25 protein-coding genes are annotated in these 22276 nt (G+C 61.9%); 13 read left to right on the top strand and 12 right to left on the bottom strand.

Going from position 1 to position 22276, the window contains the following annotated elements; genetic code table 11:
- The first annotated feature begins 18 nt into the window (after positions 1-18).
- The 3 genes from R3X27_RS13030 to R3X27_RS13020 all read left to right on the top strand — a co-directional run bounded on the left by R3X27_RS13030 (position 19) and on the right by R3X27_RS13020 (position 1950).
- On the top strand, positions 19-486 hold the full coding sequence (locus tag R3X27_RS13030; RefSeq protein ID WP_317709299.1) for a copper chaperone PCu(A)C: 468 nt from the start codon (positions 19-21) through the stop codon (positions 484-486).
- A 5-nt stretch (positions 487-491) separates the two neighbouring features.
- Entirely contained in the window at positions 492-1076 is a 585-nt protein-coding gene (locus tag R3X27_RS13025; RefSeq protein WP_317709298.1) for an SCO family protein, read from the top strand.
- Between the two features lie 106 nt (positions 1077-1182).
- Positions 1183-1950, top strand: a complete 768-nt coding sequence (locus R3X27_RS13020) for a nuclear transport factor 2 family protein (RefSeq protein ID WP_317709297.1) — start codon at positions 1183-1185, stop codon at positions 1948-1950.
- 72 nt (positions 1951-2022) lie between these two features.
- On the opposite strand, the gene R3X27_RS13015 is transcribed toward R3X27_RS13020, so the two are convergent.
- The gene (locus tag R3X27_RS13015) at positions 2023-3435 is read right to left on the bottom strand and encodes a cytochrome c biogenesis CcdA family protein (protein ID WP_317709296.1); all 1413 of its coding nucleotides are present in this window, start codon (positions 3433-3435) and stop codon (positions 2023-2025) included.
- 252 nt (positions 3436-3687) lie between these two features.
- Between R3X27_RS13015 and R3X27_RS13010 the strand changes: the two genes are divergently transcribed.
- Complete coding sequence (locus R3X27_RS13010; RefSeq protein WP_317709295.1) at positions 3688-4677, top strand: AraC family transcriptional regulator; 990 nt, start codon at positions 3688-3690, stop codon at positions 4675-4677.
- A 21-nt stretch (positions 4678-4698) separates the two neighbouring features.
- Here the strand turns inward: R3X27_RS13010 and R3X27_RS13005 are convergent, their stop codons facing one another.
- Positions 4699-5595, bottom strand: coding sequence for a LysR family transcriptional regulator (locus R3X27_RS13005; RefSeq protein ID WP_317709294.1), 897 nt, complete (start codon positions 5593-5595; stop codon positions 4699-4701).
- A gap of 150 nt (positions 5596-5745) precedes the next feature.
- Here R3X27_RS13005 and R3X27_RS13000 point away from each other — a divergent pair, with 150 nt between their 5' ends.
- The 4 genes from R3X27_RS13000 to R3X27_RS12985 all read left to right on the top strand — a co-directional run bounded on the left by R3X27_RS13000 (position 5746) and on the right by R3X27_RS12985 (position 9646).
- The gene (locus tag R3X27_RS13000; RefSeq protein WP_317709293.1) at positions 5746-6168 is read left to right on the top strand and encodes a DoxX family protein; all 423 of its coding nucleotides are present in this window, start codon (positions 5746-5748) and stop codon (positions 6166-6168) included.
- A 48-nt stretch (positions 6169-6216) separates the two neighbouring features.
- A complete protein-coding gene (ygiD, locus tag R3X27_RS12995; protein ID WP_317709292.1) occupies positions 6217-7038 on the top strand; it encodes a 4,5-DOPA dioxygenase extradiol in 822 nt (273 codons plus the stop codon).
- Positions 7039-7051: 13 nt separating this feature from the next.
- Positions 7052-8014, top strand: a complete 963-nt coding sequence (locus tag R3X27_RS12990; protein WP_317709291.1) for a glutathione S-transferase family protein — start codon at positions 7052-7054, stop codon at positions 8012-8014.
- A 99-nt stretch (positions 8015-8113) separates the two neighbouring features.
- Positions 8114-9646 (top strand): glutamate synthase-related protein, encoded by a 1533-nt coding sequence (locus tag R3X27_RS12985; protein ID WP_317709290.1) that lies wholly within the window; start codon positions 8114-8116, stop codon positions 9644-9646.
- 79 nt (positions 9647-9725) lie between these two features.
- Here the strand turns inward: R3X27_RS12985 and R3X27_RS12980 are convergent, their stop codons facing one another.
- From R3X27_RS12980 to R3X27_RS12940, 9 genes are all read right to left on the bottom strand, one after another.
- Positions 9726-9890, bottom strand: coding sequence for a hypothetical protein (locus tag R3X27_RS12980; protein ID WP_317709289.1), 165 nt, complete (start codon positions 9888-9890; stop codon positions 9726-9728).
- Positions 9891-10025: 135 nt separating this feature from the next.
- On the bottom strand, positions 10026-10556 hold the full coding sequence (locus R3X27_RS12975) for a sensor histidine kinase (RefSeq protein WP_317709288.1): 531 nt from the start codon (positions 10554-10556) through the stop codon (positions 10026-10028).
- A gap of 137 nt (positions 10557-10693) precedes the next feature.
- On the bottom strand, positions 10694-11536 hold the full coding sequence (locus tag R3X27_RS12970) for a glutathione S-transferase family protein (RefSeq protein ID WP_317709287.1): 843 nt from the start codon (positions 11534-11536) through the stop codon (positions 10694-10696).
- 92 nt (positions 11537-11628) lie between these two features.
- Positions 11629-12087, bottom strand: a complete 459-nt coding sequence (locus tag R3X27_RS12965) for an OsmC family protein (RefSeq protein WP_317709286.1) — start codon at positions 12085-12087, stop codon at positions 11629-11631.
- A 41-nt stretch (positions 12088-12128) separates the two neighbouring features.
- The gene (locus R3X27_RS12960; protein WP_317709285.1) at positions 12129-13403 is read right to left on the bottom strand and encodes a hypothetical protein; all 1275 of its coding nucleotides are present in this window, start codon (positions 13401-13403) and stop codon (positions 12129-12131) included.
- A gap of 55 nt (positions 13404-13458) precedes the next feature.
- Positions 13459-13761 (bottom strand): DUF2218 domain-containing protein, encoded by a 303-nt coding sequence (locus R3X27_RS12955; RefSeq protein WP_317709284.1) that lies wholly within the window; start codon positions 13759-13761, stop codon positions 13459-13461.
- Positions 13762-14205: 444 nt separating this feature from the next.
- A complete protein-coding gene (locus R3X27_RS12950) occupies positions 14206-15441 on the bottom strand; it encodes a multidrug effflux MFS transporter (protein WP_317709283.1) in 1236 nt (411 codons plus the stop codon).
- A gap of 109 nt (positions 15442-15550) precedes the next feature.
- Positions 15551-15967, bottom strand: coding sequence for a DoxX family protein (locus R3X27_RS12945; protein WP_317709282.1), 417 nt, complete (start codon positions 15965-15967; stop codon positions 15551-15553).
- A gap of 11 nt (positions 15968-15978) precedes the next feature.
- Positions 15979-16944, bottom strand: coding sequence for a hypothetical protein (locus R3X27_RS12940; RefSeq protein ID WP_317709281.1), 966 nt, complete (start codon positions 16942-16944; stop codon positions 15979-15981).
- A 121-nt stretch (positions 16945-17065) separates the two neighbouring features.
- Here R3X27_RS12940 and R3X27_RS12935 point away from each other — a divergent pair, with 121 nt between their 5' ends.
- Entirely contained in the window at positions 17066-17995 is a 930-nt protein-coding gene (locus R3X27_RS12935; protein ID WP_317709280.1) for a LysR family transcriptional regulator, read from the top strand.
- 499 nt (positions 17996-18494) lie between these two features.
- Here R3X27_RS12935 and R3X27_RS12930 read toward each other — a convergent pair whose 3' ends face one another.
- On the bottom strand, positions 18495-19511 hold the full coding sequence (locus R3X27_RS12930; RefSeq protein WP_317709279.1) for a helix-turn-helix domain-containing protein: 1017 nt from the start codon (positions 19509-19511) through the stop codon (positions 18495-18497).
- A 108-nt stretch (positions 19512-19619) separates the two neighbouring features.
- On the opposite strand from R3X27_RS12930, the gene R3X27_RS12925 reads away from it, so the two are divergent.
- From R3X27_RS12925 to R3X27_RS12910, 4 genes are all read left to right on the top strand, one after another.
- A complete protein-coding gene (locus tag R3X27_RS12925) occupies positions 19620-20408 on the top strand; it encodes a transporter (RefSeq protein ID WP_317709278.1) in 789 nt (262 codons plus the stop codon).
- Between the two features lie 106 nt (positions 20409-20514).
- The gene (locus R3X27_RS12920; protein ID WP_317709277.1) at positions 20515-20730 is read left to right on the top strand and encodes a glycine zipper 2TM domain-containing protein; all 216 of its coding nucleotides are present in this window, start codon (positions 20515-20517) and stop codon (positions 20728-20730) included.
- Positions 20731-20778: 48 nt separating this feature from the next.
- The gene (locus R3X27_RS12915; RefSeq protein ID WP_317709276.1) at positions 20779-21156 is read left to right on the top strand and encodes a hypothetical protein; all 378 of its coding nucleotides are present in this window, start codon (positions 20779-20781) and stop codon (positions 21154-21156) included.
- The gene (locus R3X27_RS12910; protein ID WP_317709275.1) at positions 21149-22273 is read left to right on the top strand and encodes a DUF1214 domain-containing protein; all 1125 of its coding nucleotides are present in this window, start codon (positions 21149-21151) and stop codon (positions 22271-22273) included. The genes R3X27_RS12915 and R3X27_RS12910 overlap by 8 nt, the downstream gene beginning before the upstream one ends.
- The last annotated feature ends 3 nt before the right edge of the window (positions 22274-22276 follow it).

Here is a 22276-nt window from a genome sequence, read left to right as displayed (position 1 = left end):
CCCTCGGGAGGTAACCCCATGAAAACCCTCGCTCTCGCGGCGTCCCTCGTCGCATGCCTCGCCACACCCGGTCTCGCCGCCGATGTCGAGCATGGCGCGCTGACCATTTCCGGCGCTTTCGCCCGCGCCTCGGCCGGCATGGCCAAGGCTGGCGGCGGCTTCATGACCATCGCCAATATCGGCTGTGCGGACACGCTCATCGGCGCCTCCGCGGATGTCTCCGAGCGCACCGAATTGCACACCCATATCAAGGATGGCGAGGTGATGCGCATGCGCAAGGTCGAGACAATCGACGTGCCGCGCGAAGGCACGCTGGAGCTGAAACCCGGCAGCTACCACGTCATGTTCATCAACCTGCACGCGCCGCTGAAGGAGGGTCAGGTGATCCCCGTCGAGCTGGAATTCCGCAAGGCCGGCAAGGTGAGCATCGATGTCGAGGTCGGCTCGGTCGGCGCAAAGGCCCCGGCGAAACATATGACCCATTGAACGCCATGACCTTTCTGAAACCCCTCTGGCCGCTGCTGGCCGCGTTCTCGCTGATGGCATCGGCCACCGCCCAGGCACAGGAGGCCCCCGCGCTTCCCCGCATTGGCGGTGATTTCGCCCTGACCACCCATCTTGGACAGGCGGCCACCCAGGCGAATTTTTCCGACAAGCCGCTGGTGATTTTCTTCGGCTACACGTTCTGCCCCGATATCTGCCCGACCACGCTTGCGGAGATGGTCGGCTGGGTTGAGGAGCTTGGCCAGGACAAGGACAAGCTCCACTACGTCTTTGTCTCGGTCGATGCCGGGCGCGATGACCAGGAAACGCTGGCCTATTATGTCGACGCGTTTTTCGACGAGCTGGTCGGCCTCTATGGCCCGCAGGACCGGATCGACGAGATTGTCAGGGCGTACCGTGTCTATGCCAAGAAGGTTGTCGATCCGGAGGAGGCGAGCGACTACACCATCGACCACACGGCCTCCGTCTACCTGATGGATCGGGACAACCGCTATGCCGGCATGATCTCCTTCGGCGAAAGCCACGATGCGGCCGTGGCAAAGCTGCGCAAGCTGATCGACGAGGCGACCTGAGACAAGCCTCGGACGATCCGTGAATATCATGTTAGACCTTGGCCGACAGCTTTCCGGCCAAGGTCGCATGTCCTGACACCTCACCCAAGCAAAGAAGGTTCGCGCAATGGGCAAAGCATTGGAGAACGTCCGAAATCTGTATCTTGAGGGGATCGCGGGCGGCAAGGCCCGCGAGGCCGTCTACAAGTACACCGGGCACCGTTACACGCAACATTCGACCGGAGTTGGCGACGGGGCCGAGGGCTTCCTCGCCTTTTTCGAACCCTTCGTGGAGCGCAACCCGAAGCGCGAGATCGAGATTGTCCGCAGCTTTCAGGACGGCGCCTGGGTGTTCTGCAATGCCTACCAGTCGCTCAATGACGGGGCGGCGCAATGGGTGACGACCGACATGTTCTATGCCGATCCCGATGGGCTTGTGCTGGAGCATTGGGACACGATCGCGCCCTATGTGGCCGAGACCGCCTCGGGCGAAAACATGGTGCGGGGTACGGTCGAGATCGACAGCTCCGTCGATACCGAGGCGAACAAGGCGCTTGTGCGCGAATACACCAAGCAGGTTCTGCAGGAGGGCAATCACGACAAGCTCGCCGAGTTCGTCGCAGAGGATCTTGTTCAGCGCGCGCCGAGCATCGGCGCCGGGCGCGAAGGGCTTGCCGACTGGTTGGCCTCCGAGGCGGCGGGACGCTACGAGATGCTGTTCAACCTGATCGGTGCGGGCGATTTCGTCGTGACCTATGGCAAGCGCCATGCAGGTGGCAAGGATATCGCCGTGTTCGATATCTACCGTGTCGCGGATGGAAAGATCGCCGAGCATTGGGACAATGCCGAGGGGATCCTGCCGCGGGATCAATGGGGCAATTCCGGCAAGTTCTGAGATGGTCTGCGAATGAAAGAAGGCCCTGCGACGAGAGATGTCGCAGGGCTTTTTGTTTGGAGACGTGCTGCCTCAGGACAGTCCCAGATAGGGATAGACGGCGTCGCTGAGCGTGTGGAAGTTGTCGGTGATGAGCGCAATGCCGAACAGGATCATCACCAGAGACCCGACCAGCCCGATGGATTTCGAATGCCGCGAGACCAGTGCGAAGAGCGGCTGCATCCTGGTGAAGAACAGTGCGGCCAGCATGAAGGGCACGGCGACGCCGGCGGCGAAGAGCCCCATCACGGCCGCGCCGGCCGACGGGCTCCCCAAGGCGCCGACATAGATGAATAGCGTTCCGATGATCGCGCCGCCAAAGCAGGACATGCAGCCGAGCGAAAAGGCGATCGACACGATAATCGCCCCCACCGGCCCGCGCGCCTTCATCTTCTCGATCAGGCCCGAGCCGGGAATGCGGCACATCATCGGCGCGCGCGCCCGGATCCCCATCCACAAGCCGAAAGCGATGACAATGAACCCTGACCCGATGGCCACGGGGCGCGAATAGACCGCAAACCAGAGCTGCGCCTCCTTGCCCATTGCACCGATCAGGGCGCCGGAGGCAGTGAACAGCAGGACATAGCCGATCACGAACCCGCCCGCGGCCCAGAAGACCTTGCGCCGCACTTCGGGAGAGATGCTGGTGGAATTGGCGGCCTCCTGTGCCGTCAGCCCCCCCAATGTGGCGAGAAAGATCACCGCCAGTTGCAGCAGGCAAGGCGTGAGCACCGCCGCAAGGAGTCCCGCTGAAAGCGAGAACAGCATCGCCGTTGTGAACGTATCGCGCGAACGCAATTCTTCGGGGATCTCCAACGGGAAGGGCCACCCGAACGCGACCGAAACCTGGTTGTCCAGCCCTTCGCCAGAGCGCAGCCACTCATGTGCGACCACCAGTTTCATCTCGTCGGCACCTTCGCCGGTGATGGGCCGCCCAGCCTCGTCGAACCGGGAGAAACTGACGATGGTCAGCCTGTGATGCTCGGCCACCTCCGGCCCTTCGGTTGTCTCGGGGAAGTAGTATTCGCCGCCGATGTCCAGATAGGCACTCGGCAGCCCCTTCGGCAGGTCTTCGGTATGCACGTCTTCCCAGATGAAGAAGACGAAATTCTGGTCCGGCCGGAATTCCTCCATGGCCGAACCGCGGCTGGAGAACTCGAAGTATTCATCCGGCGCGTAGAGCGCCTTGACCGAGGTGCCGCCGGGAACCAGCACCAGCCGGGACAGGTAGCGTGTCAGGTTGCCTTGTGCATTCACCCGGTCGCTCTTCACCGTCGATCCCGTCTCGTAGAGCATGTCGTCGCCGCTCATCGTGTAGGGAAACACGAGCCAGGAGAAGGCGATCGCGATCACGGCGATCATGCCAAGAACCGGGAGGACAATTCTGGAGAAGATCGGGGGACGAGCAGCGGGTGCTGCATCGCGGTCCGGGATGTCGGTGGGCATGGGCGGGCTCCGTCGGGTCTCAGTTCGCAGGGATGTTCTTGCGTGATCCTACCGGCAGGGCCCGCGGAGAATTTTTCCTCCGCTGCATTCATTCTTTTCCCGAGATACACAGCGGCACACAAAAAAGGGCAAGGCGCCTCCCCCAACGTCACCCAGTTGACATGAGTCAAGGCCGCCTTCGTACCGGGATGGTAGAGTCCCCGCAGGGACACCCAGCCTTGCCTGGCCGGGACAGCGAACAGGACAGCCTCAATGACTTACCGCGAGCCGCGCTCGGGGGAGGAGGGCCCTCATACCCTCTATGACGCGGGAAATATCGCCCGGGACTATCGCATGGCCAGTTGGCAGAAGTATTTCTCCCACTTCTGGGGGCCTGCCAATGTATCAGCCGTGTCAAAGACGGCCTTCGACGCCACGGTCGAAAGCCACCAGGTCGGTAATCTGCGACTGAACAAGGTTCGCTTCAAAGGGCAGGAGATCCGGCGCAAATCCGGCTATTCCGAGCTTCTCGACGGATCGTTCCACGCGCTGAATATCGTCCACAAGGGCGAAGGCACGCTGACCAAGGGGAGTACGAAGACGAATGTTCGCGCCGGGGACATGCTGTTTTCCTCCAGCCCCAAGGGGAATGTCTTTTCCGTTCCCGGCGATTTCGTCGCCACCCAGTTGATGATCCCCACCGAGGTGTTGTCCAACTATATTCCCAATACGCCGGAGGTCATCCTGTTCCACGACAGGGCCTCATCCTTCAAGATGTCGATGCTCAGCTGCATGCTGGAGCAATTGACGGCCGCAGGAGCAAGCCAGGAGGTCGATCCGGACTCCGCGCGGCTGATCGAGAAACACATCCTCGAACTGCTGGCCCTTGCCGTCGAGAAGGAGGATTGCGTCCCCGTTTCCGACGAGACCAGCGTTCGTTTCGCGCATCGCTTGAGGATCCAGAGGATCATCCAGGAGAATATCGGCAACGCAGAGCTGAGCCCGGGCCTGATTTCCGGGCTTAGCGGCTTGTCCGAAAGCTACCTGCACCGGATCTTCAACGCCTCGGGCCAATCGCTCATGCAGACGGTGCGCCAGCTTCGGCTGGAGAAGGCCAGGGATCTGCTGGCGGCGGATGCGCAGCCCAGGCTCTCGATGGGAGAGATCGCCTACCGCTGCGGCTTCGCCTCGCATTCGTCCTTCACGCGCTCGTTCCACAACCATTTCGGCGTCTCGCCAAAGGATATGCGCCGCTCCTTGTGAGGCCACCACGCAGGCGGCCGGTCAGAGAATGCCTGCCGATTTGATGTCGTCCTGCGCAAAGTCGATCAGCGTGCGGAGTTTGCGCGGAAGCGTTCGCCCTTCGAGATAGACCGCCGAGATCGGGCTTGTTTCACCGACAAAGCCCTCCAGCAATGGAACCAGCCTCCCCGCCTCGATCGCGTCGCACAGGGCGAATTTCGGGCTGTAGGTGATGCCTTGACCGGCGGCCGCGAGTTCGCAGGCCGCCCGGGCCGAGTTCACCCTGAGATTTCCGGAAACCGTGACGGCCGTTTCCTCCCCGTCCCGGCCAAAGACCCACCGTGTCGGTGACCGGCGGTTGGTATCGAGGATACAGACATGGCCAGCGAGGTCCGCAGGTCTCTCCGGACGGCCGTGTTTGGCGAGGTACTCCGGGCTGGCTGCTACATGGATCTGGAAACTGCCGAGCCTGCGCGCCTTGACAGAGAGCGTCTCTGTCCTGCCGATGCGGAAGGCGAGGTCGATCCCCTCGGTGGCGAGGTCGGAGAAGCTGTCGGTCACGCGCAGGTCGATTGTCAGGGCTGGGTGACGCGCGGCGAAGCGGCCGAGCATTCCGTTCACATAGGTCTCTCCGAAGGTCACGGGCGCAGAGACGCGAATGGTTCCGGTGAAACCACGGCTGTCCTCGGTCACCCCGGCCAGCATGTCGTCCAACTCGTCCATCAGGGCCGGGGCCCGCGCCATTAGGTCCTCACCCGCCGCGGTCAGACCGACCTTGCGCGTCGTGCGCTGGAACAGCCGCACACCGAGATGCGCCTCCAGCGCACCGACATATTTCGAGGTCAGACGGTTGGAGATCCCCAACTGTTCCGCAGCTGCGGTAAAGGAGCCGGTCTGGGCGGTGGCGACGAAAGCTTTCAAACCATCGACAAGGTCCATTGGGGTACGCCTTTATTTGGAACGTAATGTGGGCAGTCATTCAATAAAGACGCCATTTTGTTGAAGTCCTGCAAGGCCTAACGTCTCCTCAGACGCAAAATCCAACCCCGCCGCAGTCGCGGTCGGGCAGCCGAAACAGGAACCAATCCAATGATCGATCAGACCACCGCCCCCTACGCCGCGCTTGCCCTGCGCATTGCCACCGGCACCGCCTTTCTCGCCCACGGGCTGCTCAAGCTGCTGGTCTTCACACTCCCCGGCACGATCAGCTTCTTCGAAAGCCTCGGCCTGCCCGGCATCTTCGCCTACCTGACCATCCTCGCCGAGATTGGCGGGGGCACCGCGCTGATCCTCGGTATCGCCACCCGGCTCGTCTCGCTGGCCGTCCTGCCAGTGCTGCTTGGCGCGGTCTGGGCCCATTCCGGCGCCGGCTGGCTCTTCTCCAATGAAGGCGGCGGCTGGGAATTCCCGCTTTTCTGGGCCGCTGCCCAGGCCTCGCTTGCCCTGCTCGGCAATGGCGCCTTTGCGCTGAAACTGCCGGTCGTCGACCGCGCTCTCGGCCAGTTCGCCTGATCAATCGGCGCCGTCTTCGGGCGGCGCCACCTCCAAAGGAGCTTTCCGATGAGCGTTTCCCAATCCCTGCAATCCCTGCGCGATCGCCTGCGGGCGTCCGACCGGATGCCCGTCGTTTTCCTCGGCCATGGCAACCCGATGAACGCCATCGAAGACAGTGTCTATGCCCGCAGCTGGTCCGATCTCGGCCGAACCCTGCCGCGCCCGCAGGCGATCCTCGTCGTCTCCGCGCATTGGATGACCCGCGGCACGACGCTGGTCGATGTGTCAGCTATGCCCCGCATCATTCACGATTTCTACGGCTTCCCGCAGCAGCTCTTCGATCAGGATTACACCGCGATGGGCAATCCGGCGCTTGCGCGCGACGTGGTGGCCCTGCTGTCCAGCCACCATGCGCAGGAGGACGAGACCTGGGGCCTGGATCACGGCGCCTGGACAGTGCTGAAGCATCTCTACCCGGATGCCGATGTGCCGGTCTTCCAACTTTCCATCGACATGAGCCGGGATTTCGACTGGCACCTCGATATCGGCAAGACGCTGTCAGAGCTGCGCGACCGGGGCGTGCTGATCCTCGGGTCCGGCAATATCGTGCATAATCTCGGCGCGCTCAGCCGGAGCAAGACGCCACCCGAATTTGCGCTGGAGTTCGATACACGCTTCGCCGACCGACTGACCGACCGCGATTTCGCAGCGCTGGCCGATCGCAAGGGCATGGGCAGCCTGCTGCACCAGGCACATCCGTCTGTCGACCACTACCTGCCGGCCCTGACCATTGCCGGCGCCTCTGACGAACGCGACAGGCTGGCCTTCATGACGAACGGTTTCGACCTCGGGTCTGTTTCCATGCGCTCCTTCGTCTTCCACACCTGAGAAAGGACACCCTATGCTTGTGAACGGCAAATGGGCCGATGCCTGGCACCCGGTCCAGAACGCGGATGAAATGGGCCGGTTCGTCCGGCAGGTCTCCGGCTTTCGCAACTGGGTCACGCCCGATGGCCGCCCCGGCCCAACCGGTGAAGGCGGCTTCGCGGCGGAGGCCGGGCGCTACCGCCTCTATGTCGCGCTGATCTGCCCATGGGCCTCGCGCACACTGATCGCACGCAAGCTCAAGGGGCTGGAAGAGATCCTCCCGGTCACCGTGCTGAACCCGGTCATGACGCAAGAAGGCTGGGCCTTCGGGGGCTATCCTGGTGCCGAAGACGACCCGCTCTTCGGCGCTGGCCATCTGCATGAGATCTACACCCACGCAGATCCGGACTATACCGGGCGCGCCACGGTGCCGGTCCTCTGGGACACGAAATGCAACGTGATGGTGAACAACGAAAGCGCCGATATCCTGCGAATGCTGGATACGGCTTTCGAAGGGATCGCTCCCTCCTATATCCGACTGCATCCCGAAAACCTCGCGCCCGGGATCGACGCGCTGAACAAGCGCCTCTACGAGGAGCTCAACAATGGCGTCTACCGCGCCGGTTTTGCCACCACGCAAGAGGCCTATGAAGAGGCCGTGGACGGTGTCTTCGCCATGCTCGACGAATTGGAGGCGCGTTTGACCGGCGACTATCTGGTCGGCGACCGCCTCACGGAAACCGATATCCGCGCCTTCGTGACCCTGATCCGCTTTGACGCCGCCTATCACGGCCTCTTCAAGACCAACCGCCGCCAGATCGCCGACTATCCTCGGCTTTCGGCCTATATGGAGCGCATCCTGCGCCTGCCGGGCGTGGCCGATACCGTGAACCTGGACCACATCACCCGTGGCTACTACGCCATCAAGGCGCTGAACCCGAGCGGCATTCGCCCCACCGGCCCGGCACATGTCGAACGGCTGCTGGCGTCGGCCTGAAGAGGCTTGCCTCGGAAACGGAGCCGTGCATCGTGACTCCGAGTGTTTTTGACCCCGACCCGTCTTTCAAACCAGCCATCCAAGAAAAGGGATAGCCAGATGAGCCAGACCCCTCCGATCATTTCCGCCAAGTTTCCCAAGAAGGTCGAGCTTGAAGCGGGCAAGGAGTATTACTGGTGCCGCTGTGGCATGTCGAAGAACCAGCCCTTCTGTGACGGCTCTCACGCGGGGACCGGCCTCGCACCGATGAAGTTCACCGCCGAAAAAGACGGCGCCGCCGCGCTCTGCCAGTGCAAGGCCAGTGCCAACGCACCCTTCTGTGACGGCACCCATGCGAGTCTTGGCGATTTCGAAGCGGGCGACTCGGCGCCGGAACCGAAATCGGACGTGCCGGCGGCCGTTGCCACGCCGGAGGAGCCGACCGTCGCCCGCATCCATGAACTGGCCCGCGATGGGTTGTCGAAACTCGGCCACCATGGCGAGATGGGCGCGATGGGCGTGCCGCGCAAGGACCTGCCGCATTGGGACGACATCCAGATCCTGCCCGCGCAGATGGCGCGCAAGCCGCTGCTTGATGACGTGCAAGTTGCCACGTCTGTCACCATCGGCCCGCGTGCCGCAAATCCGCTGCAGCTCGACATCCCGCTCTTTGTCTCCGACATGAGCTTTGGTGCGCTGTCGGAGGAGGCCAAGACCGCCCTCGCCCGTGGGGCCGAGTTGGCCGGAACCGGCATCTGCTCGGGCGAAGGTGGGATGCTGGCCGAGGAGCAGGCGGAGAACTCGCGGTATTTCTATGAACTGGCATCCGCGAGGTTCGGCTGGAAGCCAGAGCTGGTGGCCCGCGTGCAGGCCTTTCACTTCAAGGGTGGCCAGGGCGCCAAGACCGGCACCGGCGGCCACCTCCCCGGTGACAAAGTGCAGGGCAAGATCGCCGAGGTGCGCGGGCTTGAACCAGGGCAGAGCGCCATTTCCCCCGCGACCTTTCCGGACCTGGACACCCCTGCCGACTTTCGGAAGGTCGCCGACGAGGTGCGCGAGATCTCCGGCGGCATCCCTGTCGGCTTCAAGCTTTCGGCCAACCATATCGAGGAGGATATCGACTTCGCGCTGGAGGTCGGGGCCGATTACATCATCCTGGATGGCCGTGGTGGCGGCACGGGGGCGGCGCCGCTGATTTTCCGCGACCATATCTCGGTGCCAACCATCCCGGCACTGGCGCGGGCCCGCAGGCACCTGGATGCAAGGACAGGTCGCGAGGTGACGCTTGTTATCACTGGCGGGCTGCGCGTGGCGGAGGATTTCGCGAAGGCAATGGCGCTCGGCGCGGATGCCGTCGCGGTGTCCAACTCCGCCATGCAGGCCGTCGGGTGTATCGCCGCGCGCATGTGCAACTCCAACAACTGCCCGGTCGGTATCGCGACCCAGAAGCCGGAGCTGCGCAAACGGCTCGATGTCCAGACCGGGGCGGAGAGGCTCGCCCGCTACTTCGGGGCCAGTGTCGAACTCATCCAGGTCCTCGCCCGTGCTTGCGGCCATTCCAGCCTTTCGGATTTCCACCACGACGACATCACCACCTGGAAACGCGATATGGCGGAGCTGAGCGGGGTGAAGTTCGCCGGGCTGGGCGCTTGATAAGACGGCAAAAGGCCCCTTTTGGGGCCTATCACCAATATAGGGCGCGCTTTTACTGCGCGCCCTGCGATCCGTCGGTTCAGACCGCTACGGGCGCGGCGTCTGTTTCCATCTCCGTCTGGGTCACGCGGAAATGGTAGTAGGTGACGAGGTACATCATCGAGGTCATGATCCAGGCCATTCCGCCGATCTCGAACGGGTCTCCGTTCAGGATGTGGATCGAGGAGGCACCGGTCGCCGCCATCAGTGCCTCGAACTCTTCCGCATTTTTCTGGATGTACGACAGGTTGGGCTCGTTGCGTAAATACTTGTCGTAAAATTTCGAATGCGCCAACCGCCCCGCGCGGCCGAGTCTACGCAGCGTGTGCTTTCCATTTTGCTATCGGTCTTCCGTGACGGGCAGGCCAATGGTAAGGCTTGCTCCGTTGGCAGATGAGTTGACTATCAGGACGCCGCCGTGCCGCTCCGCGACCGACGAGGCGATTGCGAGGCCCAGTCCGCTTCCGTCAGATGGTTCAACCTGTGAAAAGCGGCTGAACGCGATCTTGGACACCTCCGGGGACAATCCGCGCCCATCGTCATCCACGGTAACATGCGCCATATCCCCAACCCTTTCGGTTCGAACCACGATAAGCGACAACGCTTTCCCGCCATGTTTCAAGGCATTGCCGATCAGGTTCTTCAGCGCCTCCGCAACGAAAAAGCATCTGAGCGCCGCTGCTTCTCCAAACCGGATGAAGTGGGTGGCTCCTGCTCCACCGGCACCAGAACGATTGCGAAGGCAGATACAGTAGAGAGGCCGGTTTTCTTTGTCTTGTTCCTTTGAGCGTTGTGACCATTGCGGAAGCGGAAAGATCCACCCTTTCAAAGGCAAGTTAGAGATGCGCCATTGATCCAGGTATCCGCTCATTGCGGAAGTCACTGTTCCCAAAAACAGAACCGTCCTTGACTGTCTGGCGAACGCCATGCCCCCAACCGCGCGAGGCCGACCCGAGAAGGGCCGGCCTGCTGTGTCACGACATATCGGTGGATCCGCGCTTCTCCGGCTCAGGAAACGGGCCGGCTCCTGCGCGCCGAAAGGCCGGCCTTGAGCTTGCGCCAGAGACGCATGGCCTGGATGCCCTTGCGCAACGCCCAACCGGGGATCTTCGGCAACCAGGCAGTGACGGCGCTCTGATAGGCCGGGCGTTTCTGCTGGTTCGTCGCCCAGGCAACGATGCCGGGCCAGGGGCTGAAATCGAAACCGAGCATGCCAAGCAGCACGTATTGTGGCACCCAGGCGATGTCGGCGATGCTCTGCTCGTTTCCCACGAGAAAGCTGTGATCCTTGAGCCGGGCTTCCATACGGTCGAACACATCGACCAGCATCTGGCGCGCGGTTTCGATCTCCTGCACCGTGAAGCCGTCGAGCGACTTTTCGTGGAACGCGACCAGTGACTTGTCCGGCTGGATATCGCCGTAGCGATCCATGTCCGACCGCTTCTTCGAGGCCCCACCGGTGGTGCCATAGACCCAGGTCTTTATGGCCTTCATGTGCAACGACGCCGCAAGGTCGAGCCATTCCCACGCCTCGGCTGCAAGCGCCGGGTCGGAGGAGGTGAGCGCGGGCTCGGAGAAGTTTTCTTCCAGATAGCGCAGGATATCGTTGGACTCGGTCACCGGCACGCCATCATGCACGATCGCAGGCACCAGCCCCTTGGGGTTGATCGCCAGGTACCAGGGTTCGAGGTTCTCCTGGTGGCCGAGATCGACCTCGTGTGAGGTCCATTCGAGCCCTTTTTCCTCCAGCGCCAACCGAACCCGCATGGCGCAGTTCGACATGCCGGCGTGATAAAGATGCAAGCCCTTGAGCGAGGTTATGTCAGGATTGTCAGTGTGAAGGATCGGCATCGGGAGGGTCCTGTTCTGTGTCTTGTCGCGACAATGTCGAAAATGGCGAGGGGAGCGGTTCGTGTGCGCCGGGCCCCCGGCGCGCGACGATGTCAGCCGGCGGTGACCTGCCACTCCTCCAGGATCCGTGTTCCGGCCTGTGTGAAGAGTTGGTGGATCGGGCAGTAGTCATGAACGGCCTGCTTGAGCAGTGCCAATTGCGCATCGTCCACGCTGCCGGTCACGCGCAGCGACAGGGTGATCTCCTGGAAGGGCACGGCGACAGCTTCCTTGAACATCACGCCGCGAAGGTCGAATTTCGCGACCGCATCCGCATCGACGGACGCAACGGCGATCTCGTGTTTCACTGCGGCGACCCGCAGGACCATGCTGACGCAGGCCGCGAGCGCAGCAAGTACCAACTCGGTCGGGCTCGGGCCCTGGTCGGTGCCACCGGCCTGCTTCGGCTCGTCAATAACGAATGCGTGGTCTCGCAGAGTGGCATCGACACGCATCCCGTCGGAAAGCGCTGCCTGTACCTGCATTTTCGTCGTCGGGATCGGGGTGGTCATCTCTTTATCCTCGTTTGGTCTTTTCGGTTCGCGTTGCGGGGTCAATCGACCTGCGCGCCGTTCACGTAGAGGCCGGTTTCAATCGGCGTTTCGTTGTCGAAGGCTTCGCCGGCAAAGCAAGCTCTCAGGGAGACGTTGAAATACTGCTCCAGCGCCTCCTGCGGCTCGGTGCTGTTCACCACGACCCGCGTCTGCACGTCATCGGTGAAACCCGCCATGTCGACGGTCATGAAGCCGTCCTGCCGGTAGGAGAAAAGATGCTCGACCCGGAAATCCGCGATATCGAGCTGCAGCGCCATAGGAACGCCGGTCAGTTGCGACATCAGGCAGAGCGAGGTGCCGGCGGTCAGGTAGTCGAGCGAAGTCGGCGCAACATCCGTGCGCCCCACACCATAGCTGTCATCCGCAAAGAGCTCCCAACCGGTATAGCCCTGCTGCAAGGCCCGGGCGTTGATCCGCTGGAGATATGGGTGATCGGTATCACCGGCAGAGTCCACGATGGCCACGACCGAAAACGCGATGGCATCCGTGGAGCCGGTAAACCCGTCCATCGGCAGGTCTTCCCCCAAGTCGAAGCTCTCCGGTGCCGGAAACGGGATTTTCCGCGACAGCGTCGCGCCGTTGTCGAGCGAGACAGGGTCGGAGACAGCTCCGGGCGTCGCCCCCCGCGCGCCCCAATGCGCGCCGTTCACGGCGAGGGCAACGTCGATCTCGGTGTCGCCGCCAATGCCCTCGCCAGCGGTCCAGCCACGCAGCGCCATTGCCTTCACCGTTTCGAGGTCTTCGACCGGCGCGTCGCTGTCAATCAGGATGTTGGCGACAACCTTGTCCGTGAAGCCGGCCCAGTCGGCGGTGAAGGGCGCGTCGTAGCGGTAGAACACCTCGACCTCGACCTTAATGTCATCGACCGGGAGCCCCGTCACCTCAACGGCGCGTTGCAGGCTGGTGTAGAGGTTGGAGGCAATGCCCGAGGTCAGGTAGGTCAGCGGGTTGGGAGCGGTCTGCTCATGCGCTGCGCCGCCTTCGTCGCTGGCAAGCTGCCAGGAGCTGAAACCCGTCGCGCCGACCGGCTGCACGCTGCTGTATTTCAGCATCGGGTTGCCGGGGGTCAGGATCCGTTCGGACACCGACAGGATGTTTTCGGTGATCGCGCCATCGCGTGGGGCGGCGACAAGCGGGTCGAGCGCAGTTGCAACCGGGGTGCCTTCAAGGCGCGCGACCACCGCGTGCTCAACCGGGGCGGTCTCGGCGGCCAGGGCCAGGGTGGCAAAAGCAATCGACGCGGAGGTCATCAGAAAAAGGGTACGGGTGTTCATGGGAGACTCCTTGGGATCTGGGGTATTTGGCGACCGTCCTTGCGGCCGCCAGAGCTTAGCGGGTTGCTGTCGGGGCCTCGGCTGTGTGCCAGGTGATTTCGGGGTTCTCGCGGAAGGCGAACCGTTCCAGGTGACTGCCAACGACCTCGGCAGCCTTTTCCAGATCGGCCCGGTCATCAGCCGCGACCGTCAACTCCAACGCTCCAGCATCGGCCTTCAGCGAACATTGCCCGAAGGGGAACTCGATCCGGCCCGTGGCGCCGTCGGTCTTCGCGGGAACCTTGCGGCCGAAATGCTGGCACAGCGAGGCGATATACTGGCTGGCCTTCTCGGTCCGGAACACTGCTCGGCTCTCCATCTCACCGCTCCTTGTCGTTTCGAAGACAAACCTATGCGAGAATTATTGTTTTAATAATTGACGCATATCTGAAGTCATAGTTCCGGCAGACCGAACAATGATCGACCATCTCGATCACCTTGCCGTCATTGCATGGGTCGTGGTTCTTTTCGGGTGACCGCCAGGCAGATCGGCATTCCCCCGTCCCGCGTGCGCGAAACCGTCTCCGATCTCGAAGCCTGTCCTGGTGTCACACGTCTCGACCGGACCGCACGGAAGATCGCCCGGACAAACGAGGCTGGGGTTGTTTATGCTCGGAGGGTCGAGTGGATGCGCAAGCGCGGGGACATGGAGTGTTCCGTTGCGACGGGCAAGGACCAAGCAACCTTGCGACCGAACCCCGAGACGCCACTGCATCCGCAAGCAGGCATCGACTTTGGCCTTCTCCCCCCGACGAAGCCACGCCTATGCCCGCTCGGGCATGGACCTCATGGCGAGACGGGACAGACAGGCCAGAACGAGCGCCCCGGTGACCATGGGGATGGCCGTTCCATTGAAAGCCTGTCCGATGGGAATTGCGATCAGGACAGCAACGATCGTCCCGATGGCGCCCATGGCCGAGGAGGCAAGTCCTGCGAGATGGCCGAGGGGCTCCATGGCCAGAGCCGTCGAGTTCCCCATGATCAGGCCGTTCTGGAAGAACACCCCGAGCGAGAAGACGAGGAAGACGACGAACGAGGCATTGGACAACAGCGCGCCGCTCCAGAGCAGCAGGAGGCTGACGGAAGACAGGCAGATCTGCCCGATCAGGACCGAGCGAATGATGAAGCGCATGCCGAGCTTGTTCACGTAGGCCGCGTTGAGCACGCCGGAGGAACCGGCAAGGATGGCGATGCCGGCAAACCAGAAGTGGAAATACTCTCCGCGTCCATAGGTTATGTCGAAGATCTGCTGCACCGAGGAGAGCATGGCGAAGAGCGTGCCAAGGGCCAGTGACTGCACCGTGATGGCGATGAGGACGACCCGCATCGAAAGGATCTTGCGCGTGTTCTTCCAGAGCGATTTCGGCCGAAGCGGGGTGCGGCGCGTTTCGGGCAAGGTTTCGGACTGGCGGATCCAGAGCCACAGGGCGCCCGTGCTGGCCACGAGAACGAAGGTGATGAAGATCGCCCGCCAGCCTGCCAGCGCGATGACCTGTGCGCCGAAGGTCGGCGCAATGGCCGGGAATATGGCGAAGATCATCATGATCAGCGAGCCGATCTGGGCCATTTGCCGGCCGGAATAAAGGTCGCGCATCATGGCCATGGAAACCGTCCGGGGTGCGGCGGCGCCAAGCCCCTGGAGGATCCGCCCCGCCAGAAGCACGTCAAGACTGTCCGCTTGCCAGCAGACCGCCGCCCCGGCGATGTAGAGGGCCGTTCCGCCGAGGATGACCGGCTTGCGCCCCCAGGCATCCGAGATCGGCCCGGCGAAGATCGTTCCGATCCCCATACCGAGCAGGAAGAAGGTGACCATCAGCTGCACCCGGTTGGGCGCGCCGGGGGAGAGCGTGCCGGCGATCTCCGGAAAGGCGGGCAGCATGGCGTCGGTCGAGAAGGCAACGATGGCCATGAGCAGCGCCATCATGGCGACGAATTCCGGCTTGGAGAGGCGAGTGCCGCTCGGCTGGGCGGGACTCCCCGGGACAGTTTCCTCGGTCATTCGGCGGCTTTCTCGATGATCTGCGCCAGCTTTTCGGCGAAGTGAAAATGGAAGGTGGGTTCGGCGTAGAGCAAGAACGGCTCGAAGGCATCACCTGTGATCCGGCGGTTCAGGCGGCCAGGCTGGCCGCCTCCATCTCCGTCTGGGTTGCGCGGAAATGGTAGAAGGTGACCAGGTACATCATCGGGGTCATGATCCAGGCCATGCCGCCGATCTCGATCGGGTCACCATTGAGGATGTGGATGGAGGAGGCGCCGGTCAACACCACGCACAGGCCCACGGAGCCGAGCAGTGCCCAGCGTTTGAGATAGAGCGATATCGCGCCCGAGAGCTCCGCCATGCCGAGGAAGGACATGAACCAGATCGGCAACCCGTAGCCATCGAAGGCAAAGATCATCATCCAGAACTGCGTCGCCTTGTTGTAGCCGGCAAAACAGAAACCCGCCGTCAGGATCAGGGTCAGCAGAAGCAGCATGTGATTGGCCGCAAAGCGCGATGCGCAGGTGTAATCGAGGATGTTTTTCATCTGTCCTGCCCTCATTCCTCAAAGCCGGCGGAGACGGAGATCACCTCGTCGCCGATGTAATAATGCACGTGGCGTTTGCCCTCGATGGGCTCGACGAAGTCCATGAAGGCTTCCATCATCGCGCCGACGCTGATCAGGTCGCCCGCTTTCAGGCTCTCGCCCCGGCGTTTCATATGTTCGACCGTCTCCACCGCGGTGATGAGCCAGTGAACATTTTCCTCGTTGGTGTGATAGATCGAGCGCTCGGTGCCGTCGGGATTGGCCGAGACCACGGTCATGTTGCGCAGGGTCTCCAGCAGGTCCGGGTCGGACTGGTCGAAGGGAAAGTACTCGCCCATCACGCCGGTGCGCGCGCCGAGGTTCAGCGCCTGCATGTGGAAGGAGGCAACCGCTGAATCCGGCAGCTCATCCGGGTCTCCCAGCATCGCCGGCAGCTCGATGAAGGCATAGACGCCGTCGAGATGCTTGATCACCTCTTCGACGTTGGTCGCCTCCATTATGCCGGCATCGGCGACCTTCATGAGCATGTCCGGCTCGTAGTTGAAGGTCTGGCCGTCGAGCTTCACCACGTCCCCGTTCTGATGGAACGGCGCGCCATAGAAGACGCCGAACATGCTGTCGGGAATGCCGACCATTTCCTGCAGTTCGGGGTCGTGCAGGCCGATCTTGTAGCCCTGGCGCGGGTATTTCTCCGCCATCAGCGCCTCGAACGCTTCCGCGTAGTGCTGGCTGTTCGACAGGTCGGCATCGTTGCGGAAATACATGTCGTAGCATTTCGAATGCGCCAACCGCCCGTTGCTGTCCCAGGCCACGAAGGCGTCGGCAGCGAAATTGTCTATGGAGCATTCGTCATGGCTGGCCCAGACCATTGTCTTGACGGTTGCAGCTCCCATTAGAAGCGCAACGAACGCGATGCCCGGCACGAGTTTCTGCGGCGTCAGCTCCGCTTTCACGACGGTCATGAAATCCGGTTTCATCTGTCCTCTCTCGGGTACGACGGTGATGCCGTCCGCGGGCAATAGACAGCAGGACAGATTGGATGATAACCCAGAATGGTCTGACTTCATCGTTCAGAAAACCGACAGTATCGGAGCGCCTATGCTGGAGAATACACGCAGCCTCGCCGTCTTTGCCGTGGTCGCTGAAACCGGCTCCTTTCGCGGCGCGGCCAAGCGGCTCGGGTTTTCGCCCGCCGCGGTCTCGGGCCATGTCTCGCAACTGGAGGAACGCTACGGCGTGGCGCTGCTCTATCGCTCCACGCGCAAGCTGACCTTGACCGAAACAGGTCGCAAGATCGCGGGCGAAGGGCGCAGCATTCTCGACGCCGAAATCTCGGCGCGCGACATCATCGAGGAACACACGCGGACCCCGAGCGGGAAACTCAAGGTCCAGGCCCCGAGCTGGCTGCAGAACGGAGCCTTTGTCGACGAAATCGCGCGTTTCTCGGCGCAATATCCAGAAATCACCATCAACCTGAGCTTCTCCGATCTCAACACGGATCTGATCGGAGAGGGGATCGACCTCGCCCTGCGCGTCGGTCCGGTGGAAGATTCCGCCCTGAAATGCCGCCATGTGGTCCAGATCCGCGAGGCGCTGGTCGCCAGCCCCGCCTATCTGAACGCGAGCTCGCTACTCGAGTCGCCAGAGGATCTCGACAAACATTGGTTTGTCGGCTTCCCGGCAATGCAGCGCAGCCCGGTCTTTGTCTCGCAGGTCTCCGACGTGGAGAGTTATCAGAAAGCAACAGTCCGCTCCCGCTTCTCCGTCGAGACCCGTCATTTTGCCTACCAGTTTGCTCTGCGGGGCATGGGACTTGCGATCCTGCCGGACTTCCTGACCCATCACCACGTTGCACGAGGTGAACTGGTCGAACCGCTTTCCAAATGGCAGCTTCCGTCCAAGGAACTGCTGGCGATCTGGCCCGCCAACGCCGGGAAGCATTCCCCATCGTTGGCCTTGGTGAATTTCCTGATCAGCAGCCTGGTCGAAACCGCCAAATTCGATGAGATAACCCGGCTTCGTTTGTGACCAAGGTCACGCCGGCCCGCTGCGAGGTTTTTAATGGGGTGAAAGGTGCAGGTAGCAACCGGGGTCCAACCAACGACTGCTTTGTAGACTTGGGCAGATCGTTTTTGCGGTCGCAGAGAAAGCCTGCTTCCCGCCCTCCCTGCACATTTCTGCGCCGCGGCGTCGGCAGCGTGCCGTTCGACCCAAAGACAGTCGGTTTCGGCCCAAGCCAGTCATTCATGCTTCACACGGCGAACGACAGCGATGAGTCCCATGCAGGCATTTTGCGAGCGCAGCATTGGTCGACAAGGGCGGTCTTCAGGCTTTCGGTGAGCGACGCTCCGATGACCGAGATGGCTACATATCTGCCGTTCAGAATTGCGGATCCCAAAATCTACTGTCGACAGCTTAGCTTCGAGTCGACGGGGCAGTGGACGACTATGCCATCTGTAGCAGCATCTCAGCAACCGCCCGCAATCCGGGTGCTTTGGAACGGTTGAGCCTGACATCCGCCCATTGTTCATCGTGCTTGTTCAGCCTTCCGGAAAGCGCTCGGGGAAAGCCCTGTTGCATCCTTGAAGGCTCGCCGGAAGCCTCTCGGATCTGAGTATCCCAACAGCTTGCCGATCTCGGCGAGGGACATGTCCGTTTCCGACAGAAGCGACCGTGCACGATCCGAGACGACCCGCGCCCGGACCTGGCGAAACGTCGTGGCCTCGTCCTTCAAGGCGCGTTGGAGGGATCGCGGTCCAATGGCAAGCAACCCGGCGACGGTGTTTTCATCCGTCAGACCGGTCGGGAACGTTATGGTCAGCATCTGAACAACGGCAGCTTCCATGGTTTGAGCCGGCGCGATGTCCATCAGGCGCCCCAATTCGCCGAGGGAGATCGTTCTCTCCGGCTGTGGTGGTCCCGGGTTGACCGCCGTGAGGTCGCTCACGCGAATGGCAATGCCCGGAACCGGGGCGCCCGCGCGGATCGTGGTGCCCAAGAGGTCTTCGAGGACCGCGAGTTCGCGGGCGTTGGTTTCCGGCACTTCGACCCAATCCGGCGTCCATTCGGAGCCCAGGAAATGGCGAACAACGTGCCCGATAACAAACAGCGCGCCTTCGTCAAGATGGTGGTGCCCGACCACGGACAGACCCTTGGAATCGCGTCCGACGACCAAGTGCGTCTCGGTCTCCCGCAGGGTGATCTCCGAGCCGGGATGCGTAAACAACAAGGCCCGCCGCCCGCGTTCCAATGCCGATGCCAAATCCGGCGCGCCCAATACGAAATGAGCATACGCGCCATAGGCCGAATACTCGTAGGCCTGCCCGATCCGTGCTCCGAGATGGCGATCGCCGATCGCACGAGCGACCGTGTCGATCAAGACGGCCTCAGACGCATAGGGGATGAAACCCGACACACCGTCGAGCATCGTGCGATCAAGCCCCGCCGACCGAAGCGCCCTGTCCACGATCAACCGCCCTGCGAACCGATCCAGCAGGTCCACAACGTGAGCGAGTTCGATGAGGTTCACCAGTTTACCATGCATGGGACCGCATTGTCGCAAAATGTCCGGTGATGCAATGCTATCCTGTCGGCAGGGTGAAGCGACGGACTGGTCCTGTTCCTCGAACAAAGTCGCAGGGAGGCCCGAAAGATGACAACCAACCGTCTTCGCGTATCACTGGCAATCGGTTGTCTGTGCTTTCCCTTGGCGACCACAGCGCAGGACGCTGCCGAGCTGGCACAAGAACTGGCGAACCCACTCGCGGCCATCAACTCCGTCCCATTCCAGCTGAACTATGACGACAATCTCGGTCTGACGAATGAAGGCAACCGGACAACGTTGAACCTGCAGCCGATCATTCCCTTTGCGCTCGACAACGGTGCCACCATCATCACGCGAACGATCATCCCCTATATCTGGCAGGAGGACGTGATCCCCGGCACCTCTCAGAGCGGCTTCGGCGACGTTCTTGCGAAGGCCTGGCATTCCCGGACCACCGAGGCGAACCTGACCTGGGGCGTTGGTCCGGTTGTCCGCTTCCCGACCTATTCCGACGTCTCGAGCGATACCTGGGCTGCCGGCATCACCGGCATTGTGCTGCAGCAGACGGGCCCGTGGACCCTTGGCATGCTGTCCAACCACCTGTGGGATCTGGAAGACGATCCGAAGGCGCCCACCAATGCCAGTTTCGTCCAGCCCTTTGTGGCCTATTCAACGGAAGGCGCGTGGACCTACTCACTCCAAAGCGAAAGCACCTATGACTGGGAAACGGAAAGCTGGTCTGTGCCCCTGAACGCCTCGGTGTCCAAGCTGGCGGTCATCGGCGACAAACCCATAAATTTCCAGGCCGGCGTCGGCAAATGGTTGGAGAGCCCCGAGGGCGGGCCGGAGGACTGGCGATTTCGCCTGCAGCTTCAGTTCGTGTTCCCGAAGGGGTGATGCGGGCAGCAGCCCGAGCATCCTACGCGTTGCCGAGTGTCAGAGTTTCACAAGAAAAGGGTGCGACGCCGCACCTTTTTTCACCCAACAGGAATGGAGATTCCACATGCCAAACAGAAAAACGGTCCTCACGGCGTCATTCGCAATGGCACTGGCGATGGGCTTTGCGATCTCCTCGCCCGCCGTGGCGAACAAACAGCTCGAGAACACAGTTGGCGGCGCGGTGGTGGGAGCAGGTGTCGGCTACCTTGTCGGTGGCAATAACGGAGCGAAAGGCGGAGCCGTTGTCGGTGCGATTTCTGGTTACAGAAAGAAAAGATGATCCTCTGATCGCCCGAATGACCTGACCCAAAACGACGAGGAATTCATAGTGATACGCCCCTTTACAAACCTTGCCGCCGCGACAGCGTGCCTGTTCGCCCTTGGCGGTCTTGCGCAAGCCGACGAGATCATGGACCAGACTTTCGCCGAGGCCCAACCGTACATGCACCACAGCTGTGGAAGCATTCTCGACACCTATGGCGATGACGAGGACAAGGTTGCGGAGATCGTGCGCCTGATGGCGATGGTTTCCCTCTACAATCGCCAGATCGACGTCCTGGCAGAGGTTCCCGGCGAACAGGACCGTGCAAGCCTCAAGGACGAATTCGTCGAAGAACTGGAAGACGCCTGTGATGATGATCCGGGCAGGCTGTTGTCCGGCGCTGTCGATATTGCAGTCAAGGAAACGTTCGAAGCATTTGAATGACCTGAAGCGCCACTTCCAGAAACTGCCAGAAAGGGAGCAAGAAATGAAAAAAACCACCCATGGCCGGATTGCGCCATTTGCGTTCGCCCTGACCGGGGCGGCATTCCTTGGGGAGGCGGGCGCCGACGCGCAGAACGCGGGCGCCACTCTTGAGGCCCTGGTAGAGGCCCGGGAAATCCCGGTGATGATCGGCAACTTCACCCGCGCCGCGACCGATATCGAACTGGCCAAGTACGTTTCTCTCGCCGGTGGCGTGAACCGTTTCTTCCACTTCCGCGAGCCGGGGGACGTGGAAAACCAGCCGACCATCCGCATGAATTTCGACACGCTCTACAGCACCGCAGTTGTCGATATCAGCGAGGGCGCGAAGCTGACACTGCCCGAGGTGGGCGAACGCTACATGTCCGCGATGATCGTCAACCAGGACCACTATATCAACGATGTGTTCCATGGCGGGGGCAGCTACACGCTCGACACAGAGAGTTTTGATACGCCCTATGTCATTGTTTTCATGCGCACGCTTGTGGATGCGAGCGATCCCAAAGACGTCGAGGCCGTGCATGCGATTCAGGATCAGATGACGATTGAAGCCGCGTCGTCGCAGCCATTCATCCTGCCGGATTATGACGAGGAGAGCTATGAAGCGTTGGTCGCGGGGCTGAACGCGCTGCTGCCATTCCTGGCCGATAGCTCCGGCGCCTTTGGTTCGAAGGACGAGGTCGATCCGATCAACCACCTGCTCAACACCGCGATCGGCTGGGGCGGCTTGCCCGAACGCGAGGCGTTCTATGATGGCGCCGATCCGGGGTTGCCCGTGGGCGAATTCAAGATCGAAATTCCCGCGGATGTGCCGGTGGAAGCGTTCTGGTCGGTCAGCCTGTACAACAAAAACGGCTTCTTCGAGAAGAATGACCGCAACGCCTACAACGTGAATTCGGTCATGGGGACGTCAAACGACGACGGTTCGATGACGATCCATCTTGGCGGTTGCGACGACGACCGTGTGAACTGCCTGCCGCTGGTGGAGGGGTGGAACTACATCGTGCGGATGTACCGGCCCGAGCAACAGGTCATCGATGGCAGCTGGACCTTCCCCACCGTTATTCCTGCCAATTGAAGG

The sequence above is a fragment of the Tropicimonas sp. TH_r6 genome (genome assembly GCF_033101155.1).
GTDB lineage: Bacteria > Pseudomonadota > Alphaproteobacteria > Rhodobacterales > Rhodobacteraceae > Tropicimonas.
This window is presented reverse-complemented; position numbering and strand designations above follow the sequence as displayed.

What these genes read in the sequence shown, in the direction of transcription:
- R3X27_RS13030 (WP_317709299.1), top strand. Translation starts at nt 19, where the DNA reads ATGAAAACCCTCGCTCTCGCGGCGTCCCTCGTCGCATGCCTCGCCACA.
- R3X27_RS13025 (WP_317709298.1), top strand. Translation starts at nt 492, where the DNA reads ATGACCTTTCTGAAACCCCTCTGGCCGCTGCTGGCCGCGTTCTCGCTG.
- R3X27_RS13020 (WP_317709297.1), top strand. Translation starts at nt 1,183, where the DNA reads ATGGGCAAAGCATTGGAGAACGTCCGAAATCTGTATCTTGAGGGGATC.
- R3X27_RS13015 (WP_317709296.1), bottom strand. Translation starts at nt 3,435, where the DNA reads ATGCCCACCGACATCCCGGACCGCGATGCAGCACCCGCTGCTCGTCCC.
- R3X27_RS13010 (WP_317709295.1), top strand. Translation starts at nt 3,688, where the DNA reads ATGACTTACCGCGAGCCGCGCTCGGGGGAGGAGGGCCCTCATACCCTC.
- R3X27_RS13005 (WP_317709294.1), bottom strand. Translation starts at nt 5,595, where the DNA reads ATGGACCTTGTCGATGGTTTGAAAGCTTTCGTCGCCACCGCCCAGACC.
- R3X27_RS13000 (WP_317709293.1), top strand. Translation starts at nt 5,746, where the DNA reads ATGATCGATCAGACCACCGCCCCCTACGCCGCGCTTGCCCTGCGCATT.
- ygiD (WP_317709292.1), top strand. Translation starts at nt 6,217, where the DNA reads ATGAGCGTTTCCCAATCCCTGCAATCCCTGCGCGATCGCCTGCGGGCG.
- R3X27_RS12990 (WP_317709291.1), top strand. Translation starts at nt 7,052, where the DNA reads ATGCTTGTGAACGGCAAATGGGCCGATGCCTGGCACCCGGTCCAGAAC.
- R3X27_RS12985 (WP_317709290.1), top strand. Translation starts at nt 8,114, where the DNA reads ATGAGCCAGACCCCTCCGATCATTTCCGCCAAGTTTCCCAAGAAGGTC.
- R3X27_RS12980 (WP_317709289.1), bottom strand. Translation starts at nt 9,890, where the DNA reads ATGGCGGCGACCGGTGCCTCCTCGATCCACATCCTGAACGGAGACCCG.
- R3X27_RS12975 (WP_317709288.1), bottom strand. Translation starts at nt 10,556, where the DNA reads ATGAGCGGATACCTGGATCAATGGCGCATCTCTAACTTGCCTTTGAAA.
- R3X27_RS12970 (WP_317709287.1), bottom strand. Translation starts at nt 11,536, where the DNA reads ATGCCGATCCTTCACACTGACAATCCTGACATAACCTCGCTCAAGGGC.
- R3X27_RS12965 (WP_317709286.1), bottom strand. Translation starts at nt 12,087, where the DNA reads ATGACCACCCCGATCCCGACGACGAAAATGCAGGTACAGGCAGCGCTT.
- R3X27_RS12960 (WP_317709285.1), bottom strand. Translation starts at nt 13,403, where the DNA reads ATGAACACCCGTACCCTTTTTCTGATGACCTCCGCGTCGATTGCTTTT.
- R3X27_RS12955 (WP_317709284.1), bottom strand. Translation starts at nt 13,761, where the DNA reads ATGGAGAGCCGAGCAGTGTTCCGGACCGAGAAGGCCAGCCAGTATATC.
- R3X27_RS12950 (WP_317709283.1), bottom strand. Translation starts at nt 15,441, where the DNA reads ATGACCGAGGAAACTGTCCCGGGGAGTCCCGCCCAGCCGAGCGGCACT.
- R3X27_RS12945 (WP_317709282.1), bottom strand. Translation starts at nt 15,967, where the DNA reads ATGAAAAACATCCTCGATTACACCTGCGCATCGCGCTTTGCGGCCAAT.
- R3X27_RS12940 (WP_317709281.1), bottom strand. Translation starts at nt 16,944, where the DNA reads ATGAAACCGGATTTCATGACCGTCGTGAAAGCGGAGCTGACGCCGCAG.
- R3X27_RS12935 (WP_317709280.1), top strand. Translation starts at nt 17,066, where the DNA reads ATGCTGGAGAATACACGCAGCCTCGCCGTCTTTGCCGTGGTCGCTGAA.
- R3X27_RS12930 (WP_317709279.1), bottom strand. Translation starts at nt 19,511, where the DNA reads ATGCATGGTAAACTGGTGAACCTCATCGAACTCGCTCACGTTGTGGAC.
- R3X27_RS12925 (WP_317709278.1), top strand. Translation starts at nt 19,620, where the DNA reads ATGACAACCAACCGTCTTCGCGTATCACTGGCAATCGGTTGTCTGTGC.
- R3X27_RS12920 (WP_317709277.1), top strand. Translation starts at nt 20,515, where the DNA reads ATGCCAAACAGAAAAACGGTCCTCACGGCGTCATTCGCAATGGCACTG.